This window comes from Nitrococcus sp. (assembly GCF_059432795.1).
Genome location: NZ_JBXWZQ010000136.1, coordinates 1 through 17,764, shown reverse-complemented (window position 1 = coordinate 17,764; position 17,764 = coordinate 1). Strand labels below are relative to the sequence as shown.

Annotated in this window: 16 protein-coding genes and 1 tRNA gene; 14 read left to right on the top strand and 3 right to left on the bottom strand. The window is 63.0% G+C overall.

Going from position 1 to position 17,764, the window contains the following annotated elements:
* Window positions 1-48: 48 nt before the first annotated feature.
* The gene (gene panD, locus AC52Q4_RS10150) at window positions 49-429 is read left to right on the top strand and encodes an aspartate 1-decarboxylase (protein ID WP_495536696.1); all 381 of its coding nucleotides are present in this window, start codon (window positions 49-51) and stop codon (window positions 427-429) included.
* Between the two features lie 347 nt (window positions 430-776).
* Complete coding sequence (gene pgi, locus AC52Q4_RS10145; RefSeq protein ID WP_495536682.1) at window positions 777-2,432, top strand: glucose-6-phosphate isomerase; 1,656 nt, start codon at window positions 777-779, stop codon at window positions 2,430-2,432.
* A 45-nt stretch (window positions 2,433-2,477) separates the two neighbouring features.
* On the opposite strand, the gene queG is transcribed toward pgi, so the two are convergent.
* Complete coding sequence (queG, locus tag AC52Q4_RS10140; RefSeq protein ID WP_495536681.1) at window positions 2,478-3,551, bottom strand: tRNA epoxyqueuosine(34) reductase QueG; 1,074 nt, start codon at window positions 3,549-3,551, stop codon at window positions 2,478-2,480.
* A 46-nt stretch (window positions 3,552-3,597) separates the two neighbouring features.
* Here queG and AC52Q4_RS10135 point away from each other — a divergent pair, with 46 nt between their 5' ends.
* The 12 genes from AC52Q4_RS10135 (at window position 3,598) to AC52Q4_RS10080 (ending at window position 16,878) form a co-directional block, all read left to right on the top strand.
* Complete coding sequence (locus AC52Q4_RS10135; RefSeq protein WP_495536680.1) at window positions 3,598-5,091, top strand: NAD(P)H-hydrate dehydratase; 1,494 nt, start codon at window positions 3,598-3,600, stop codon at window positions 5,089-5,091.
* Window positions 5,088-5,549 carry a tRNA (adenosine(37)-N6)-threonylcarbamoyltransferase complex ATPase subunit type 1 TsaE gene (gene tsaE, locus AC52Q4_RS10130; protein WP_495536679.1) on the top strand — a complete coding sequence of 154 codons (462 nt, stop codon included), beginning with the start codon at window positions 5,088-5,090 and terminating at the stop codon, window positions 5,547-5,549. The genes AC52Q4_RS10135 and tsaE overlap by 4 nt, the downstream gene beginning before the upstream one ends.
* A gap of 116 nt (window positions 5,550-5,665) precedes the next feature.
* Complete coding sequence (locus AC52Q4_RS10125; RefSeq protein ID WP_495536678.1) at window positions 5,666-6,937, top strand: N-acetylmuramoyl-L-alanine amidase; 1,272 nt, start codon at window positions 5,666-5,668, stop codon at window positions 6,935-6,937.
* Between the two features lie 125 nt (window positions 6,938-7,062).
* A complete protein-coding gene (gene mutL, locus AC52Q4_RS10120) occupies window positions 7,063-8,937 on the top strand; it encodes a DNA mismatch repair endonuclease MutL (protein WP_495536677.1) in 1,875 nt (624 codons plus the stop codon).
* Between the two features lie 5 nt (window positions 8,938-8,942).
* Window positions 8,943-9,884: a tRNA (adenosine(37)-N6)-dimethylallyltransferase MiaA gene (gene miaA / locus AC52Q4_RS10115; RefSeq protein ID WP_495536676.1), complete on the top strand. Its 942-nt coding sequence runs from the start codon at window positions 8,943-8,945 to the stop codon at window positions 9,882-9,884.
* A 152-nt stretch (window positions 9,885-10,036) separates the two neighbouring features.
* On the top strand, window positions 10,037-10,294 hold the full coding sequence (gene hfq / locus AC52Q4_RS10110) for an RNA chaperone Hfq (RefSeq protein WP_495536675.1): 258 nt from the start codon (window positions 10,037-10,039) through the stop codon (window positions 10,292-10,294).
* Window positions 10,295-10,298: 4 nt separating this feature from the next.
* Window positions 10,299-11,612, top strand: a complete 1,314-nt coding sequence (gene hflX, locus AC52Q4_RS10105; protein WP_495536674.1) for a ribosome rescue GTPase HflX — start codon at window positions 10,299-10,301, stop codon at window positions 11,610-11,612.
* A 213-nt stretch (window positions 11,613-11,825) separates the two neighbouring features.
* On the top strand, window positions 11,826-13,046 hold the full coding sequence (gene hflK, locus AC52Q4_RS10100) for an FtsH protease activity modulator HflK (protein ID WP_495536673.1): 1,221 nt from the start codon (window positions 11,826-11,828) through the stop codon (window positions 13,044-13,046).
* Between the two features lie 2 nt (window positions 13,047-13,048).
* A complete protein-coding gene (hflC, locus tag AC52Q4_RS10095; RefSeq protein ID WP_495536672.1) occupies window positions 13,049-13,924 on the top strand; it encodes a protease modulator HflC in 876 nt (291 codons plus the stop codon).
* A gap of 51 nt (window positions 13,925-13,975) precedes the next feature.
* Window positions 13,976-14,164: a DUF2065 domain-containing protein gene (locus AC52Q4_RS10090; protein WP_495536671.1), complete on the top strand. Its 189-nt coding sequence runs from the start codon at window positions 13,976-13,978 to the stop codon at window positions 14,162-14,164.
* 24 nt (window positions 14,165-14,188) lie between these two features.
* Window positions 14,189-15,388, top strand: coding sequence for an ATP phosphoribosyltransferase regulatory subunit (locus tag AC52Q4_RS10085; RefSeq protein WP_495536670.1), 1,200 nt, complete (start codon window positions 14,189-14,191; stop codon window positions 15,386-15,388).
* Window positions 15,389-15,582: 194 nt separating this feature from the next.
* The gene (locus AC52Q4_RS10080) at window positions 15,583-16,878 is read left to right on the top strand and encodes an adenylosuccinate synthase (RefSeq protein WP_495536669.1); all 1,296 of its coding nucleotides are present in this window, start codon (window positions 15,583-15,585) and stop codon (window positions 16,876-16,878) included.
* A 66-nt stretch (window positions 16,879-16,944) separates the two neighbouring features.
* On the opposite strand, the gene AC52Q4_RS10075 is transcribed toward AC52Q4_RS10080, so the two are convergent.
* Together AC52Q4_RS10075 and AC52Q4_RS10070 are read right to left on the bottom strand one after the other, a co-directional pair.
* Complete coding sequence (locus AC52Q4_RS10075) at window positions 16,945-17,295, bottom strand: carboxymuconolactone decarboxylase family protein (RefSeq protein ID WP_495536668.1); 351 nt, start codon at window positions 17,293-17,295, stop codon at window positions 16,945-16,947.
* A gap of 258 nt (window positions 17,296-17,553) precedes the next feature.
* Window positions 17,554-17,635: transfer RNA gene (locus AC52Q4_RS10070), tRNA-Leu, on the bottom strand.
* Between the last annotated feature and the right edge of the window lie 129 nt (window positions 17,636-17,764).

Here is a 17,764-nt window from a genome sequence, read left to right as displayed (position 1 = left end):
TCGTCGGCTGCGAAGCATGGAGCTAGGATGCTGACAGAGGCGAAGCTTATGTACCTGACGATGTTGAAATGCAAGTTGCATCAGGCACGGGTCACCCACACGGAGTCGGAATACGAGGGATCATGCGCGATCGACGCCGAACTGCTTGCAGCAGCCGGTATCCGGGAGTACCAGCAAATCGATATCTATAACATTACCAATGGCGAGCGGTTAACCACTTATGCCATTCGCGCCGAAGGCGGTTCGGGTATCATTTCCATGAACGGTGCCGCAGCGCACAAGGCGCGACCCGGTGACCGGGTGATCATCTGCTGTTATGCCCTCGTGCCGGAGGCGGAACTCGAAGGCCATCGGCCCGTGCTTGTTTACTGCGACGAGCAGAATCGCATCAGGCATACGCGCAACGCCACCGCCCGACAGGTGGCATGAAGGCGCTGCGGCGGAGCAGCGTTGCCGCCTGCCCGTCGGCGATGAGCGAGTTTTAATCGAATCGGTCAGCAGTGTGTTCCTGCCTCTCAGCCCCTTGCGGGACGCAGCGCAGCCCGCAGTGGGGGCGGGCAAAGCGACTTCGCTTCGCGGTCGGCGGCGGCAAGCGCCACGCGCAGCCTCGGCCCCGTCCCGTTGCCGGGAATTCCGGCGTCCCTCTCGAGAAAAAAACATTCCTCCGGTTACTGAGGCTTCCTTTCCTTAGAACACAGACGCGCCGTGTGCATTGGTAAGGCTCGGAAACGCGCTATGCTATTGGCTCATGCCCGGACGGCGTAGGGAGGCGGATGATGAAGCGGCTTAACGAGCAACCGGCCTGGTTATCCCTGAGCCGCCATCGCCGGGTGATGGAAGAGCTCTCCTTACGCGGCTTCTTCGAGCGCGACCCTCACCGATTCGAGCGTTTCTCGATCGAACTCGACGATCTGTTGTTGGACTATTCGAAAAATCGAATCAGCGGTGAAACACTTGATCTGCTGTTTTCGCTCGCGCGCCAATCCGCATTGGAAGCGCACCGCGAGCGGCTCTTTGCCGGCGAGCCGGTCAACGTGACGGAAGGCCGTGCGGCATTGCATACGGCCCTGCGCGCGCCCGCACCCCGACCCGGGGCCTCGGTTGCGGGCGATGATGCCCGCGCACGCGAGATCAGGGAATGCCGCAGCCGCATGCAACGGCTCGTGGACGAGGTGCGTGGCGGTCGCTACCTCGGGGCGAGCGGCGAGGCGATTACCGATGTGGTCAATCTGGGGATCGGCGGCTCGGATTTAGGTCCTAGGCTGGCCGTGGAGGCGCTCGGATACACAACAGATGGGCCGCGTGTGCATTTCGTCGCGAACGTCGAGGGCAGCGAGCTCAGTGAAGTCTTCCGCCGCTGCACGCCGCAGCGGACACTTTTTTTGATCGTCTCCAAGAGCTTCGACACTGCGGAAACATTGACCAATGCCCGCCATGCGATGCATTGGTGCCGCTCGACGCTGGGTGGGGCGGCGGATTGGCAACGGCACTTCATTGCCGTTACCGCCAATCTGGAGCGGGTCCGGGATATGGGGTTGGAACCGGCCTCCGCGTTGCCCATGTGGGATTGGGTCGGCGGGCGCTACTCGCTCTGGTCCGCGGTCGGACTGGCCGTCGCTATGGCCATTGGAATGGAGCGCTTCCAGGAGATGCTCGCCGGTGCTCACATCATGGACCGCCATTTCCAGGACGCGCCCTTCGCCGAGAACATCCCCGTGATACTGGGACTGCTCGACGTCTGGTACGTTACCTTCCTCGGTATGCCGGCCCTGGCAATCATCGCCTATACCGAGCGCCTACGACGCTTGCCGGCGTATCTGCAGCAGTTGGTCATGGAAAGCAACGGCAAGTCCGTGACCGTCGACGGTCAGGCGGTGACGTGGCGAACCGCGCCCGTGATCTGGGGTTTGACCGGTACACCCGCACAGCATGCTTTTTTTCAGGCCCTGCACCAGGGTACCGAGATCGTACCCGTCGACTTCATCGGGATTGTCGGTCGCGTCGCGCAGAGAGAAGCAGGCGATTCGACTCAGGCCGTGGCGAATCTCATTGCGCAAAGTCAGGCGCTGATGCGCGGGCGCAGCGCCGAGGAGGTTCGCGCGCAGATGGAAACGAAAGGCCTGGACGAGGCGCAAATCGCGGCCCTCACCCCGCACCGGGTCTGTGCCGGCGGGCGCCCGAGCAACGTCATTTTGCTGCGCGAGCTCACGCCCCGCAGCTTTGGCATGTTATTGGCGATGTATGAGCATCGGACTTTCGTGCAGAGCGTGATTTGGGGCGTCAATGCCTTCGATCAGTGGGGTGTCGAGCTCGGCAAGCAGATTGCACTCGAGCTCGGGCCCCTGCTTGCGGGGGAGGACAAGCCCGCAACGGACATCGATTCGTCGACGCGCGGGCTGGTGCGCCGATTTCGCGACTGGTCGGGCCCTTGATGCGCCGCGACGCCGGAGGCTTACCGGTTACAAGCGGGAGCGGCGCTACGATATGCCGGTCTGTCGCGCAAGGGCCCAAGCGACGTGCTCACGCACCAATGCGGAGGGATGGTGCAGGCGTTCGCGTAGGACGTGGAGCACGGCCTCGTCGCGCGGCGCGTTGCCCAAGGCAACCGCCAGATTGCGCAGCCACCGCGCGTGGCCGAGGCGGCGAATCGCCGAACCGGCGGTGCGCTCGAGAAACTCCGCCTCATTCCAGCGCATGAGCGCGACGAGCTCGGCCGTGTCCAAGCCGTGCCGCGGCCGGAAGTCGGGCTCGTCGGTCGACCGGGCGAACTTGTTCCAGGGACAGATGGCTTGGCAGTCGTCACAGCCGAAGACTCGGTTGCCGATGAGGGGGCGCAATGCCTCGGGGATGCTCCCTTGATGCTCGATCGTCAGGTAGGAGATGCAGCGGCGGGCGTCGAGTTGATACGGTCCGGTGATCGCCTGGGTTGGGCAAATTTCCAAGCAGGCTCGGCAACTGCCGCAGTGCTCGCCGTCGGTAGCGCTTGGTGGCAACGGCAGGTCGGTGAATAGCTCCCCGAGCAGGAAATAGGAACCGGCATCGCGACTCAACAGCAGGGTGTTCTTACCGATCCAGCCAAGGCCCGCGTCGCGCGCCAGCGCTTTTTCCAGCACGGGGGCGCTGTCGACGAATGCCCGGTAGCCGAACGCACCCACGACGCTCTCGATGCGCCGGGCAAGCGCTTGCAGCCGCCGGCGCATGAGCTTGTGATAGTCACGGCCCAAAGCGTAGCGAGCGATGAAAGCGCGGCGCCCGTCCTGCAGGATTCGTCCGTCCGGCTCGAGCCCCGGGGGGCGATAGTTCGTCCGTACGCAAATCACGCGCACGGTCCCCGGTAGCAGGCGATGGGGCCGCGCGCGCTTGACTCCGTGGCGGGCCATGTAGCTCATGTCACCGTGATAGCCACGACGCAGCCATCGCAACAGGTGCGCCTCGTCGCTGCCCAGATCGGGCGTGACGATTCCGATCCGGTCGAAGCCAAGCTCATGGCCCCAGCGCTGGATATCCTCGGCGAGGGCTTGCAAGTCGAGATGCTCCGGCAAGTCGCTCATCGCGTTATTCTAACGCGGTTGCGCGGTTACTGACCCCGCTGCCTGGATGACTATAATGGCACTCATGGAGCGACTGCCACGTGAGCTTTACCGTACCGAGCAGAGCCGGGAGGTGGATCGCCGCGCTATCGATGTCCATGGCATTCCCGGTTATACGCTTATGGAGCGTGCCGGGCGTGTGGCCTATCGGGCGCTGCGCCGGCATTGGCCTCAGGCGCGGCGCATCGGCGTTATCTGTGGCGGTGGCAACAACGCGGGCGACGGCTATGTCCTGGCGCGCTTTGCGCTGCGTGATGGTCTCGCCGTGCGCGTGCTGACACTCATCGAGCCGCGGCGTCTGCAGGGCACGGCGGGGCTGGCCGCGAAGGACTATCTCGAGCTCGGCGCGGTGGAGGCTTTCGATGCCGGGGCGCTCAGCGAGGTCGATGTTATCGTCGATGCCGTGCTCGGTACCGGACTGGATCGCCCCGTGGAAGGGCGCTTCGCCCAGGCGATCGAGGCGATCAACGCGGCACAGCGGCCGGTGTTGGCCATCGATATCCCTTCCGGTATTCACGGCGATTCCGGTGGAACCATGGGCGTGGCGGTGCGGGCGCAAGCCACAGCGAGCTTCATTGTTCTCAAGCAGGGATTGTTTACGGCGGATGCGCCAGCCCATACTGGAGAGTTGACGTTCAGCGATTTGGACGTGCCGGCGGCGGCATCAAGCGGCATTGAGCCGGCCGCCCGCAGGATCACCACCGCTCAAGTGACCCCGCATCTTGCGCCGCGACAGCGTACGGCCCACAAGGGACTGTTCGGTCATGTCCTGATCGTGGGTGGTGATCGCGGTATGGGCGGCGCGGTACGGATGGCGGCGGAGGCGGCCGGGCGCGTGGGTGCGGGGCTGGTCACGGCGGCTACCCGAGCGGAGCATGTGTCGCCCATCCTCGCCGCGCGTCCGGAGGTCATGTGCCGTGGCATCGCCGCCTCCTCGGAGCTGGACCCCCTGTTCCGACGGGCAACGGTCGCGGTGCTCGGCCCCGGTCTGGGCGACAGCGATTGGAGTCGAGAACTGTTCGGGCGCTGCATCGAATTCGACGGTCCTCTCGTGGTCGATGCGGATGGCCTCAACCGGCTCGCGCGGGCACCATCGCGAGGCGAGGATTGGGTTCTAACCCCCCATCCAGGTGAGGCGGGCCGTTTGCTTGACTGTTCCGCCGCCGACGTGCAGGCCGATCGCTTTGCGGCCGCCGAAGCGTTGCAGGCGCGGTTCGGCGGAGTGATCGTTCTCAAAGGGGCGGGCAGCTTGATCCGCACGGCGCGCCTCACGTGGCTGTGCGATCGGGGTAATCCGGGTATGGCCAGCGGCGGTATGGGTGACGTGCTCAGCGGTGTCATCGCCGGCTTGCTCGCCCAGGGGCTGGACCCGGAAGCAGCGGCGGTGAGCGGCGTCTGGTTGCATGCGCTTGCCGCCGATCAAGCGGCGGCGCACGGAGAGCGTGGCCTATTGGCTGCGGATTTGTTCGAGCCGCTGCGCCGGCTCGCCAATCCGCGATGACTCATCAGCGCCACCTACCCCACCCGCAGGCGACGGCCGCGCTCGGCGCGCAGATCGCGGCCGTTCTGCCACGGAGTTGCTATATCAACCTCACCGGTGAGCTCGGTGCGGGAAAGACGACCCTGGTGCGGGGCCTGCTGCGCGCGTTGGGTCACGAAGGGCCGGTGCGCAGCCCGACGTTCACCTTGGTCGAGCCGTATCAGGTGGGCGAGTGTTGTCTCTATCACTTGGACCTCTACCGCCTTGCGGACCCCGAGGAGCTTGAATACATCGGCTTGCGTGATCTGCTGCGCGGGCCGGCGGTATTGCTGATCGAGTGGCCCGAGCGGGGCGGCGATGCCTTGCCGGCTCCCGATCTGGTGATCACGCTTCGAGTCGCCGGGACGGCACGCGCAGCGGAGTTGGCGGCTTCTAGTTCCACGGGAGCGATGCTTCTCGCTCAGCTACGTCGGGATTGAGAATAAACACAAAGATATGACGCTATCTATCTACAATTGCGGAAAAATAACTTGAAAATAGCGATGCACTATGGCTAGCTAACAACAGACGCGGCGGCATAAGAACAAGGCCGGAAATGAAGCGTTGGCTGCTATTCGCCCTGTTGTGCTGCGTTTGTGCGGGGGCAGCGGGCAAACAGACGATCATCAAACGAATCCGTACCTGGGCGGGGCCGGATCATACGCGGGTGGTTTTCGATCTCACCCGGCCGGTCGAGTACCGGCTGTTTACACTCAGCAACCCGAGTCGCGCTGTGCTCGACGTCCAAGGCGCGGCGCTGTCCCAGAACCTGCTCGAGTCTCGGGAGCCGGTCGGCGTGCTGGAGGGCATACGCGCCGCAGCTCGCAACGGAAACGATCTGCGAGTGGTCTTTGATCTGCGGCAAGCCGCCCGGCTGAAGAGCTTTCTGGTCGAGCCGAACAAGACCTACGGCAATCGGCTGGTGGTGGATCTCGAGAAACCCCAGAACCCTCAGGAGCCGGTCAAGACGCTGGCAGAGCAGCCGCGCGAAATGGTGGTGGCTATCGATGCCGGTCATGGAGGGGAAGACCCCGGAGCAATCGGTCGGCTCGGGACTTTCGAGAAAACGGTCACCTTGAGCATTGCCCGGAAACTCGCCGAGTTGGTCTCCGCACGCTCGGGGATGCGTGCGATGCTGACGCGCGAGGACGATCACTATGTGGGCTTGCGTGAGCGCACGGCGCTCGCGCGCAAGGCGCAGGCGGACCTCTTCATATCGATCCATGCCGATTCAATCGGTGATGGCACAGCCCAGGGGGCGTCCGTCTACGTTCTCTCGCGCAATGGTGCCTCGACCGAGGCTGCGCGATTGCTGGCGCAGCGGGAGAACTCCGCTGACCGCATTGGTGGTGTTTCCCTGGACGGCAAGGATGATCTCGTTGCGACTGTGCTGGTCGATCTCTCGCGCGCGGCAACGATCGAGTCGAGCACCTATCTCGCGCAATCCATGCTCAAAGGTTTGAACGACGTCGGCGAACTTCACAAGAGCTCGGTGGAGCGGGCGGGATTCGTCGTGCTCAAGTCGCTGGATATGCCCTCGGTATTGGTGGAAAGCGCATTCATTTCCAATCCCGGCGAGGAGCGGCGGCTGCGAAGCAGCCGTTTCCAGTGGAAGCTCGCGCGCGCGCTGGAGCGGGGCATCAGTGCCTACATCAATGATTTCATGCCGGGCCGGCGCATGGCCGGCAGCCAGGAGCACGTCGTACGGCGCGGCGATACCTTGAGTGCCATCGCGCAGGAGTACGGCGTCAGCGTCAAGCAACTGCGCAAGGTCAATGACCTAGGGGGCGATATGATTGCGATCGGCGCTCGATTGGTGATCCCGTAGCCCCCCGTAGGCATCCCACATGAACGCCGTTTCGCGGGTGCCCAAATCACGCCGCTTGCCGCCCCTTTAGGCAAGCGCGTCTGGGTGAGCTGACCCGAGCGGGCGATGTTCGGCATAATGATCGCATGAGTCAGTCGAGCGATACTCCCTCGCCCGCGGTCGTTATTCGCCGCCTGTCGGCACAGCTTGTCAATCAGATCGCCGCCGGCGAGGTGATCGAGCGCCCCGCGGCGGTCGTGAAGGAGTTGGTGGAGAATGCGCTGGATGCCGAGGCGAGTTGGATCGAGGTCACCGTCGAAGGCGGCGGTAAGCGCCTGATACGTGTGCGCGATGACGGTATTGGCATGGGCTGCGAGGATTTGCGCTTGGCTGTCGGCCGCCATGCGACCAGCAAGATTCGCGAACCCGGCGACCTGCAGCGCATCACGAGCCTGGGATTCCGTGGCGAGGCGCTGCCGAGCATAGCCTCGGTGGCCCGCTTGTCGCTCATCACGTGCCCGCGCGGCAGCGAGCATGGCTGGCGTCTGGAGCTAAGCGGTGGGGAGATGCTCGGCGAGGTCGCGCCAGCGGCCCATCCGGCAGGGACGTCGGTGGTCGTCCGCGATCTGTTTCACAATACGCCTGCACGACGGAAGTTTTTGCGCACCGAGCAAACCGAGCTGCGCCACATACAGGCGCTGCTCAAGCGGGTCGCCCTGAGTCGCCCTGACGTCGGGTTCGTGCTGAACTGCCATGGCCGCGGCCACCTTCGAGTGCTGCCGGCTGGCACGAGCGTTGATCAGCAAACACGCCTGGCGGCGCTGTTGGGGCGGGATTTCGTCGGCCAGACGCTTGCCTTGGATGTGGAAGCGGCGGGTTTGGCCCTTCGGGGGTGGATCGGTCTGCCGAGCGCGGCCCGAGCCCAGGCCGATTTGCAATACCTCTGCCTCAACGGTCGCGTGATCCGGGACCGTTTGGCCGGGCATGCCATCCGCCGTGCGTACGGGGACCTTTTGTACAGAGACAAGCACCCCATATACGTGCTCTATCTCGAGATGGACCCGGCGGAGGTGGATGTGAACGTGCATCCGAGCAAGTACGAGGTGCGTTTCCGCGAACCGCGGCTGGTTTATGATTTTCTTTGCCATCAGCTGCGTCGGGCGCTCGCGTACCCGTTCGGGACAGCGGCGCCCACGGCTTCGTGCCCCGCCGCGGCGCAACAGGAGCAGCCGAGCTATCCATTGCCTTGGCAGCCTTCGATCGCCTTGCGTGTGGGCGAGGCGTCCGAATTCTACGCAAGCGCTGACGATGCGCCGCCGGACGCTGAGCGGCCGAGCCATGCCGCTTCCGGCAGAGCCGATGCGGGCGCTGCGCCCCGGCCGTTGGCGCGCGCTCTGCCAGGCCACCCCGTGCCCGAGGCAACGAGCCGGGCCGCTGTCCCACCATTAGGGTATGCTTTGGCCCAGCTCCATGGCGTCTACGTGCTCTGCGAGGATGCGCAGGGACTCATCCTGGTGGATATGCATGCGGCGCACGAGCGAATTGTCTACGAGCGGCTCAAAGCCGAGGTCGATCGCAATGGCCTTACCGGGCAGGCGCTACTGGTGCCGCGACGGGTTACCGTAACGCCGGCGGAGGCGGACGCGGCCGAGGACTGCGCACGCCTGTTTCGAGACCTGGAATTCGAAGTGGATCGCATCGCACCCGATGTGCTCCTCGTCAGGCGCACGCCGGCGCTACTCGGACAGCTTGACGTTGCGGCACTGCTCAGGGATGTGCTGAGCGGCCTTGCGACGCAAGGAGCCGGCGGACAACTCGAGGCGGTGATCGATCAGGTGTTGGCCACCATGGCCTGCCACGGCTCGGTGCGCGCGCACCGCCGGCTTACGGTTGCGGAAATGAATGCGCTGCTGCGCGACATGGAGCGCACCCCCAATATGGGTCAGTGCAATCATGGCCGCCCGACTTGGACGCGGCTTACGCTGGGCGAGCTCGATCGACTCTTCCTGCGTGGTCGTTGACGATCATGGCAAAGCCTCTGCCGGTTATTTTCCTGATGGGTCCGACCGCTTCCGGAAAGACAGCGGTTGCGGTCGAACTGGTCGCCACGCTGCCTTGCGACATCATCAGTGTCGATTCGGCACTGGTGTATCGGGATATGAACATCGGCTCCGCCAAACCGTCTCCGCAGGTTCTGGCGATCGCGCCACATCGCCTGATCGATATTCGCGATCCCGGGGAGTGTTTTTCCGCGGCGGAGTTTCGTGACGAGGCGTTATCCGCGATCGAGGCGATTCGTGCGCGCGGGCGCATTCCGCTGCTTGTCGGTGGCAGCATGCTGTATTTCCGTACGCTCATTGGCGGGCTGGCCGATCTGCCGGTGGCCGATCAGCGCCTCCGAGATGATCTGGAGCGGCAGGCGCAGCGCCACGGCTGGCCAAAGCTGCATGAGCGTCTGGCGCGGGTGGATCCAGAGACCGCCGCGCGGGTGCACCGCAACGACGCGCAGCGCATTCAGCGTGCCTTGGAAGTGCATGAATTGACAGGGGTGACACTAAGTAGATTGATTCAGCGCCAAAGTTTGGAACAATTTCCCTACCCGCTGATCAAATTTGTTATAACACCGGTCTCGCGGGAGGTCCTGCACCGGCGTATCGCCTCGCGGTTTCGACGGATGCTCGCCGCCGGCTTCGTGGACGAGGTGGTCGGACTGCGCCAGCGTCACGACCTCGACCTGAACAAGCCCTCGATGCGAGCCGTCGGTTATCGACAGGTGTGGAGTTATCTGGACGGGGAATGTGATTACGCTACGATGGTCGAGCGCGGGATTGTCGCCACACGGCAGTTTGCCAAGCGACAACTCACGTGGCTGCGCCGCGAGCACGATGCCATGTGGATCGACGCCACCGAGTCGAGCGTTCGCGTTGCCGCCAGGTTAAAGCGAAGCACATATACCAATCTGGGGTAAATTCAAGCCAATACTGCTAAATTCAAGCCAATACTGCTATGCTAATTCATAAAAGCTCGGATACAGCGGTATCCAGGCAGGGACGCAACGGCGGGCATGCTGCGATGGGCCCGGATAACAACAAATCGCCGAGAGCACGAGGAGTCACTGGAATGGCTAAGGGGCAATCACTTCAGGAGCCGTTTCTCAACGCCCTTCGCAAGGAAAAGGTACCAGTCTCCATATATTTGGTGAACGGCATCAAACTGCAGGGCCAGATTGAGTCGTTCGACCAATTCGTGCTTCTGCTGCGCAACAGTGTCAGCCAGATGGTCTATAAGCATGCCATCTCCACGATTGTACCGGTGCGCAACATCAGACCGCATCAGCCGGATGACCGCAGTAACAACGACATCGGAAACAAATATTGACCTTGTGCGGGCGGATACGGCGCCCGCCCAGCTCTTTGACCGACCGCAGGGCGGCGAACAGGCCATCCTGATTCAGCTCGATAACGGTGCCTTCGACATCGAGGAGGGCTTCACGGAGCTCACCGCGCTGGCGGAGACCGCCGGTGCGGTGGTGGTGGACAGGCTGGTCAACCGCCGCCCGACCCCCGATCCTCGCTACTTTATCGGCAAGGGCAAGGTGGACGAGCTCACGGCGCGGATCCGTGAGACAGGGGCCAATTTGATATTGATCAATCACGAGCTCTCGCCGGCGCAGGAGCGCAACCTGGAGCGGGCGGTAGGTGCTCGGGTGTTGGATCGCACCGGTTTGATCCTCGATATCTTTGCTCTGCGCGCTCGCTCACATGAAGGCAAGCTGCAGGTGGAGCTGGCACAGCTGCGCCATATCGCGAGTCGATTGGTCAGGGGGTGGAGCCACTTGGAGCGCCAGAAGGGCGGCATTGGGCTGCGTGGGCCCGGCGAGACGCAGCTCGAGCTGGACCGACGGTTGCTTGGCCAGCGTATCAAACAGCTTGAAAAACGGCTTGCCAAGGTGCGCCGCCAGCGCCAGCAGGGCCGGCAAGCGCGTCGCAAGCGCGAGCTTTTGACCATTTCTTTCGTTGGCTATACCAATGCCGGGAAATCGGCTTTGTTCAACCGCCTGACCTCGTCGGAGGTCTATACCGCGGATTTGCTCTTTGCGACTTTGGATACGACACTGCGGCGGGTTGATCTGCCGGGTTCGGAATCGGCTATCCTCGCCGACACGGTCGGCTTCCTCCGCGCGCTTCCGCACCAGCTGGTCGCTGCTTTCCGCTCGACGCTGGAAGAGGTGGCGGAGGCGGATTTGTTACTGCACGTGATCGACACTGCTGATCCTCTGCGTGAGGAGCGGCGGCTCGAGGTGGAGCGGGTGCTGCGCGATATCGGCGCGGGCGAGCTGCCCGTGCTTTTGGTTTTCAATAAAATCGATCTGAGTGGCGGTTCGGCCAGGCTGGAACGCGACGGATCCGGCCGAGCCTCGGCGGTTTGGGTCTCGGCGCATAGCGGCGAGGGCATGGAGCTGCTGCACGCCGCGATCACCGAGCGTATCGGTCTGGCGCGAGTGCATGGCCGAATCCGGCTCTCGCCCGCTGAAGGTCGCCTGCGGGCTCGCTTCTACGCGCTCGGGCAGGTGTTGGATGAGCAGGTCAGCGAACACGGTGTCTGCGAGCTGGAGGTGGAACTGTCGCAACGCGAATGGGCGCGTTTGCGTCGCCAGGAGAAAGCGAGCCTCGAGCTGTGGCCCGCAGATCATTAAGCGTCTATTGCGAGAATAACGCCGGGCTATTTAATATTCGCGGTTTGTGCCGGTGTCCGGGGTGCCGAGCCTCGGGGATAAGCCTCTGTCTCTCTTGATGTGGTAAAGGGCAGCTCGATCGATCTCCCTTGAGGTCGGCTGCTGCCTGTCCGTCAAGCTTAGTGAGGTCAGCCCGCCCGGCCGGAAGCGCGCAAAGCAACTACGGAGTGGTACATGAGCTGGAACGATCCGGGGAGCGGGAACCGAGACCCATGGGGCGGGCGGCGCGATGGACAGGGGCCGCCTGATCTCGATGAGCTCGTGCGCAAGCTCAAGGAACGCTTCAAGTGGCTCTTTGGCGGGCGGGATAACCGCGGCGGGGGAGGCGCAGGACCGGGTCGTGGCGGCCCGGGAATGATCGGCATTGCCGTTGTCCTCGCCCTCGGCGTCATCATCTGGCTGCTCTCGGGTTTCTACATCGTCGACCAGGGTTGGCGTGGGTTGGTGACCCGCTTCGGCAAGTACACCGCCACCACGCTGCCCGGCGCTCACTGGCATCTGCCGTATCCCATCGAGCAGGTGGAACGGGTCAACGTGGAGCAGCGGCGGCGTCTCACGATCGGCTATGATGCCCTCAATCCTGAGCGTACCCGCCCGGTACTCGCCGAGGCGCTGATGCTCACCCAAGACGAGAACATCGTCAATGTCCGGCTCGCCGTTCAATATCATGTGTCCGATCCGGCCAAATACGTCTTCAACTTCCGGGATCCGGATCAGACGTTGAAAGCCGTCACCGAAAGCGCCTTGCGCGAGGTGATCGGCAAAAACGACATGGACTTCGTGCTCACGCGGGGGCGGGCGGAGGTAGCCAGTCAGACTCGGGCGGTGATCGAGAACGTCACGGAGCGCTACGATCTGGGCCTCGATGTGGTAACCGTGGCCGTTCAGGATATCCAGCCTCCCGAGCAGGTGCAGAGCGCTTTTCTGGACGTTATCAAGGCGCGCGAGGACAAGCAGCGTTTGATCAGTCGGGCGGAGGGTTATCGCAATGCGATCATTCCCAAGGCCCAGGGTGAGGCGGCGCGAATCCGCGAGCAGGCCGACGCCTACAAGGCGACGGTGGTCGCCCAGGCCACGGGTGAATCCAGCCGTTTCGAGCAGATCGCTAGCGAATATGCCCAATCCCCGGAAGTCATGCGCACGCGGCTTTACCTGGATACCATGGAGCACGTGCTCGGGAACAGCGGCAAGGTGCTGATCGGCGAGCGACGTGACGGCCAGCCGCTCATGTATCTGCCATTGGACCGCATGCTGGAGCGGACCCGACGCCCGGAGCGCACGGAGGGGGTAAGTACACCCCCGCAGGAGGCAGGCCCGGCGCTGCCGTCCGTGCAGAATGACGAGGCGGCCAGCAGCCGCCAGGGCAGCCGCAGGCGTTCGAGAGAGGTTCGCTAATAATGAACAAGCTCATATCCCTCATCGTGATTGCGGGGCTGATCGGGTTGGCGGTCGTTTACGCCAGCACCTACACCGTCGGCCAGGCCCAGACGGCGCTCAAATTTCGGTTGGGCGAGATCATTGCGGCCGACATTTCCCCGGGGTTGCATTTCCAGTGGCCGGTCATCAACAACGTCAAACGGTTCGATGCCCGCGTCCAGACGTTGGACGAGGAACCTCAGCGGTTCTTGACCGTGGAACAGAAAAATCTGATTGTCGATGCCTTTGTAAAGTGGCGGATCGACGACGTCAGCAAATATTACACCACCGTGGGTGGCAACCCTGAGCGGGCTAATCTGCGCCTCTCGGAAATCGTCAGGGACGGGCTGCGCATCGAGTTTGGCAAGCGCGCCATCAATGAGTTGATAGCCGGTGACCGGGTGGAGATCATGAAGATCCTGCAGCGGAACACCAATAAGGCGGCCTCCTCGCTCGGGGTGGAGGTCGTCGACGTTCGGATCAAGCGCATCGATCTGCCGGATGACGTCAGCGAGTCGGTATACGATCGGATGAGTGCCGAGCGTGAGCGCGCCGCACGGCTGTATCGAGCCGAGGGCGAGGAGGCGGCTGAGCGCATACGGGCCGAGGTGGATCGACGTCGCGAGATCATCCTGGCCAATGCCCGCCGCGAAGCATCGAAAGTTCGCGGCAGCGGTGATGCCGAGGCGGCCGATATCTACGCAGCCGTTCATAGCCGGCAACCGGAGTTTTATTCTTTCTATCGAAGCCTCGCGGCCTATCGTAATGCTTTCAAGCGAGAGGACGATCTCATCGTGTTGTCGCCGGATACGGAATTACTCCGATACTTCGATCAGCCGGGCGCGGAGAAGCAGTAGAGGGGCGCGACCGGTAGTGCGCGCGCGGGTTCGTCGTTGGGGTAAAGGTAAATGCAGCAGGAGCTGATCACTGCGGTTGCACTGGTGCTCGTGATCGAGGGAATACTTCCTTTTCTCAGCCCCAATCTGCTGCGTCGCATGATGTTCCAAGTGGTTCAGCAGAACAATCGAACTCTTCGGCTCACCGGCCTGGTGACGATGCTGACCGGCGTGATCCTGTTGTACCTGGTGCGCCACTGAACGCACCGCTGGAGCTGCCCTGCCGTGACTGACGATGACTATGCCAAGGTCAACCGCTGGCTGCTGCCCGACGGCGTAGACGAGATTCTGCCGCCTCGGGCGTTCGCTTTGGAACGGCTGCGTCGGGAATTGCTCGATTGCTATTATTGCTGGGGCTACGACCTGGTCATGCCGCCGACGATCGAGTACCTGGAGTCATTGCTCACCGGCGCCGCGCACGATCTCGATCTCCAGACGTTCAAGCTCACCGATCAGCTCACCGGGCGGATGATGGGTGTGCGGGCCGATATCACTCCGCAGGCGGCGCGCATCGATGCGCATCAGCTTCGGCGGAATTGTCCGGTGCGCTTATGTTATTTGGGCACGGTGCTGCAGACGCGCATGGAAGGACCGGGTAGCTCGCGCAACCCGTTGCAGATCGGGGCGGAACTGTACGGTCACGCCGGCTTTGAAAGCGATGCCGAGATCATCGCCTTGATGCTGGAGACCTTGCGGATCGCCGGGGTGGTGCAGCCACACTTGGACCTTGGGCATGTCGGTATTTTCCGCGGTCTTGCTGCCCAGGCCGGGTTGGATCCGGAGGCCGAAAAACGTTTGTGGGACGCCCTGCAGCGTAAGGCGGGCGCGGAGATAGACGCCATTCTTTCCAGCCTCGGCGTGGCGGAGCCGTTGCACCGTATGCTCGCGGCGCTGCCGGAGTTCAGTGGCGGTGTCGAGGTCCTGGATCAAGCGAATGCCGATCTGATGGCCGCAGATGATTGCGTACACCAGGCATTGCGTGAATTGAGTTCCATTGCCAGCGCACTGCAGCGCGGGCTGCCCGGGACGCCGCTGCACTTCGACCTCGGTGAGCTGCGTGGTTACCAATACCATACCGGGGTGGTGTTTGCGGCATTCATTGCGGGTCATAGCCATGAAGTGGCTCGCGGCGGGCGTTACAATCATATTGGCCGCGTGTTCGGACGCTCCCGACCGGCGACGGGCTTCAGCGCCGATCTCAAGACATTGTTCGCGCTGAGCGAGCGCGGCCAGGAAGCCACGGTGCGCGGCATCGCGGCACCGTATGAAGACGACGTCGCGCTGTTGGATAAAGTCGGTGAACTGCGCGCGGCAGGCGAGCGGGTGGTGTGGCTGCTGCCGGGGCACGAAACCGGGCTGCAGGCGATGGGTTGTGACCGGCGGCTGGTCAAGCACAACGGTGGCTGGCAGGTGAAAATCGCCTGAGCGCTTGTGATAGAGTACGCAGCCGGCGGGGGAGCGGCTGCGATGGCGTGGCGGAGGCGAGCCGGACACCAGGGCGTCGAGGGGGTTATGTGCGTTTTCCGGTTCGAATGGCGGGGTATGACACCGACGAATCGGGCTGCGCTTGCGTAACGCGTCGAGCGATGGCTCGGAGACCGAGCTGAGCGGAAGGACGGATGGGTAGAAACGTAGTCGTTGTCGGCTCCCAGTGGGGCGATGAGGGCAAAGGCAAAGTCGTCGATTTGCTTACCGACCGTGCCACGGCGGTAACGCGTTTTCAAGGTGGCCACAATGCCGGCCACACGCTGGTGATCGACGGGCAGAAGACCGTGCTCCATCTGATCCCCGCGGGGATTCTGCGCACGCACGTGCTCTGCCTCATCGGTAATGGCGTGGTGCTCTCGCCAAGCGCGCTGATGGATGAAATCGCGGCGCTGGAATCGAACGGCGTTCCGGCGCGCGAGCGCCTACGCATCAGTCCGGCCTGTCCGGTCATCCTGCCATCCCATGTAGCGCTGGACCGGGCGCGTGAGCGGGCCAAGGGCAAAGCGGCCATCGGCACCACGGGGCGAGGTATCGGTCCGGCCTATGAGGACAAGGTCTCTCGGCGTGGTATGCGGGTGGGAGATCTGTTTCACCGTGAGCGGCTGGCTGCCAAGCTCGGCGAGCTATTGGACTTCCATAATTTCGTCCTGCAGCGCTATTTTGCCGAGGCGGCGCAGGATTTCCAGCAAACGCTGGAGATGTGTCTGGGCCTGGCGGTGCAGCTTGAGCCGATGGTCACCGACGTGGGTGCGCTGTTGCACCGCAAGCGCCAAGCCGGAGAGAACGTGCTCTTTGAAGGGGCTCAGGGCACGCTGCTCGATATCGACCACGGCACGTATCCGTATGTCACCTCCTCGAACACGACCGCTGGCGCGGCCGCGACCGGTACCGGCATCGGCCCCCGCGAGTTGGACTATGTGCTCGGGATCACCAAAGCCTACACCACGCGGGTCGGCGCCGGTCCTTTTCCGACCGAGCTGTTCGATGAGTTGGGCGGGCGAATTGCGAGCCGAGGCCTCGAGTTCGGGGCGACCACGGGTCGGCCACGTCGGTGCGGCTGGTTCGATGCGGCGGCGATGCGCCGGGCCGTGCAGATCAATAGCCTGTCGGGTCTGTGCATGACGAAACTCGATGTTCTGGATGGACTGGAAACTTTGCGAATTTGCGCCGGCTACCGTTGCAGCAATCAGATCTGGGATACCCTGCCCTTCGAGGCCGAAGCCGTCTCGGAGTGTGTGCCGGAGTACCTGGAGTTGCCGGGGTGGCAGACGTCGACGCTCGGCGTGCGATCTTATCAGGACCTGCCGCGGGCCGCGCGCGCTTATCTTGAGAAGATCGAAGAACTGGTGGGTGTGCCGATCGATCTGATCTCTACCGGAGCCGAGCGCAACGACACGATTGTCTTGCGCCACCCGTTCGAGGGCTAACGCGTTGGAACGAATCCACTTCTGCCAGCGGCAAACCGGCGCATAACGGCCCGTCTGCGATTTTGCTCAGCGCTGGCCGTGCTTGGCGTGCACTTCGTTTACCGTATCCAGCGCCGGGGTAGAGTGGGCATAGGCGCCGCCGGCACGCATCTCGGAGGCGACCCATATCGCTTCCATGATTTCCTCCGCGCTGGCGTTTTCGCGCAACGCCGCTTTGGTATGACCGCGAATGCAATATGGGCATTGTGTTACATGCGCTACCGCAACAGCGATCAGCTGTTTGGTCTTTGCGGTTAGGGCGCCATCGGCAAACACTTGTTTGCTGAAGGCTTGAAAAGCCTGGTGAATCTCCGGAGCCAGTTTGGCGCGTTGCTGAGCGAGCTCTGCCGATGCCTGCGGATAAACCCCGCGTGTCATGATTTCTGCTTGATTGCTCTCGGGGCCAATCGTGCGCCTTGCGCCGTCGCTCGTTAGCTCTCAAGTCCGCCCGAATCGATAACGATTTAATCGAATAGCGGAGCTATTGGAAATGACTGCGATCCACGGGTATTTATCAGCAAAGCCTGAACCGCGGTTGCGGCACCGGGGGACGAGGCTGCTAACGGCCCCTGGATGATGATAATACGCTCGAGACAGCGTTTTTAGTTGCTATTTCGAGCGTGTGTTAATCTGGACTGGTGCCGAGGAGAGGACTTGAACCTCCACGGGGATTTCCCCCACTAGCACCTGAAGCTAGCGCGTCTACCTATTCCGCGACGTGGGCGTAATCGCTTAGCTATTGCGACAGCGTATCGTTGTCTATGTCCCCCGCTGCGACTTCACATGGGCAGGGCGGCTTTGTAAGGCTGTGCCCGGCATTGCGAATGCGTGAGGGAAAGGTCGGCCC

Coding starts and splice junctions, on each gene's coding strand:
- panD (WP_495536696.1), top strand. CDS start 49: ATGTACCTGACGATGTTGAAATGCAAGTTGCATCAGGCACGGGTCACC.
- pgi (WP_495536682.1), top strand. CDS start 777: ATGAAGCGGCTTAACGAGCAACCGGCCTGGTTATCCCTGAGCCGCCAT.
- queG (WP_495536681.1), bottom strand. CDS start 3,551: ATGAGCGACTTGCCGGAGCATCTCGACTTGCAAGCCCTCGCCGAGGAT.
- AC52Q4_RS10135 (WP_495536680.1), top strand. CDS start 3,598: ATGACTATAATGGCACTCATGGAGCGACTGCCACGTGAGCTTTACCGT.
- tsaE (WP_495536679.1), top strand. CDS start 5,088: ATGACTCATCAGCGCCACCTACCCCACCCGCAGGCGACGGCCGCGCTC.
- AC52Q4_RS10125 (WP_495536678.1), top strand. CDS start 5,666: ATGAAGCGTTGGCTGCTATTCGCCCTGTTGTGCTGCGTTTGTGCGGGG.
- mutL (WP_495536677.1), top strand. CDS start 7,063: ATGAGTCAGTCGAGCGATACTCCCTCGCCCGCGGTCGTTATTCGCCGC.
- miaA (WP_495536676.1), top strand. CDS start 8,943: ATGGCAAAGCCTCTGCCGGTTATTTTCCTGATGGGTCCGACCGCTTCC.
- hfq (WP_495536675.1), top strand. CDS start 10,037: ATGGCTAAGGGGCAATCACTTCAGGAGCCGTTTCTCAACGCCCTTCGC.
- hflK (WP_495536673.1), top strand. CDS start 11,826: ATGAGCTGGAACGATCCGGGGAGCGGGAACCGAGACCCATGGGGCGGG.
- hflC (WP_495536672.1), top strand. CDS start 13,049: ATGAACAAGCTCATATCCCTCATCGTGATTGCGGGGCTGATCGGGTTG.
- AC52Q4_RS10090 (WP_495536671.1), top strand. CDS start 13,976: ATGCAGCAGGAGCTGATCACTGCGGTTGCACTGGTGCTCGTGATCGAG.
- AC52Q4_RS10080 (WP_495536669.1), top strand. CDS start 15,583: ATGGGTAGAAACGTAGTCGTTGTCGGCTCCCAGTGGGGCGATGAGGGC.
- AC52Q4_RS10075 (WP_495536668.1), bottom strand. CDS start 17,295: ATGACACGCGGGGTTTATCCGCAGGCATCGGCAGAGCTCGCTCAGCAA.